Origin of the sequence: Marinobacter sp. SS21, assembly GCF_028369065.1 — a bacterium.
GTDB lineage: Bacteria > Pseudomonadota > Gammaproteobacteria > Pseudomonadales > Oleiphilaceae > Marinobacter.
The window spans coordinates 1-1160 of record NZ_JAQNDA010000028.1 but is presented as its reverse complement, the minus strand read 5'-3'; the positions used below and the strand labels follow the sequence as shown (position 1 = coordinate 1160).

The window sequence follows — 1160 nt, the reverse complement described above, 5'->3', positions numbered from 1 at the left end:
TAAGGAGACTCTGAATAAGTCTCAAATTCAGCGATAATTAGGGCCATCGCCAACCGCATAGGATTCAGTGTCACCATGGATCAGATCACCTTCTCCGAAGCCGAGTACCAGACCAAGAAGCGCAAGACCCGCCGCGAGATATTTTTGGAACGGATGGACAAGCTGATCCCTTGGAAGCAGTTGGAGAAGAAGGTAGCCCGGTATTATCCAAAGGGTCAGAACGGACGGCCTCCCTATCCGCTGTCTGCGATGCTGCGAGTTCACTGCATGCAGCTGTTCTATAACCTGAGCGATCCGGCGATGGAAGATGCTTTGTACGAGATCGAATCCATGCGGCACTTCGCCGGTCTGAAACTGGATCGCTTGCCGGATGAGACGACCATTCTCAACTTCCGGCATTTCCTGGAGCAGCACGGTCTTGGGAAAACGCTGTTTAAAGAGGTGAACAAACACCTGGAGAAAAACGGGCTGATGCTGCGCGAGGGCAGCATCGTCGATGCCACCATTATCTCGGCTCCCAGTTCTACCAAGAACCAAACTGGCAAGCGCGATCCAGAAATGCACCAGACCAGGAAAGGCAACGAATGGCACTTCGGCATGAAGATGCACATTGGTGTCGACGACGCTCTGGGCCTGATTCATAGCATTGATACCACCGCTGCCAACGTGCATGACATCGTGCCCACCGACAAACTGCTGCACGGTGAAGAGCAGCGAGTCTTCGGTGACGCCGGTTACCTTGGTATTCAGAAGCGGGATGAACATAAGCACCGTGAGAACGTCTCCTGGTTCATTGCAAAACGGCCGGGCACCCGGAAGACGCTGGATGCCGACAAACTGAAAGCTGAGAAGATCAAAGCCAGTGTACGCGCCAAAGTGGAGCACCCCTTCCGGTACATCAAGCAGCTCTTCGGTTATAGCAAGGTCCGCTATCGCGGCCTTGCAAAGAACAATAACCGGCTGCATTTGCTGGCTGCGTTCAGCAACCTGTTAATTGGTGAAAAATACCTGCTGGCGTAGGGCCAGTGTGTCTGTTTTCCGTCAAGATGGCGGGAGAGGGGCAAAAAAACACACAAATAACGGGAGAATAGCGTCTGAATCTTCGATTTTTGCCGGCTAAAACCAAGATCGGCAAAAATCAGCGGTTATTCAGAGCTTCC

1 protein-coding gene is annotated in these 1160 nt (G+C 52.5%); it reads left to right on the top strand.

What is annotated here, in order from left to right; translation table 11 throughout:
- The first annotated feature begins 75 nt into the window (after nucleotides 1–75).
- Nucleotides 76–1020 (top strand): IS5 family transposase, encoded by a 945-nt coding sequence (locus N6L25_RS17655; RefSeq protein ID WP_271983158.1) that lies wholly within the window; start codon nucleotides 76–78, stop codon nucleotides 1018–1020.
- Nucleotides 1021–1160 lie beyond the last annotated feature (140 nt).

Bases quoted from the DNA above. Each gene is read 5' to 3' on its own strand.
- N6L25_RS17655 (WP_271983158.1), top strand. From the start codon at position 76: ATGGATCAGATCACCTTCTCCGAAGCCGAGTACCAGACCAAGAAGCGC.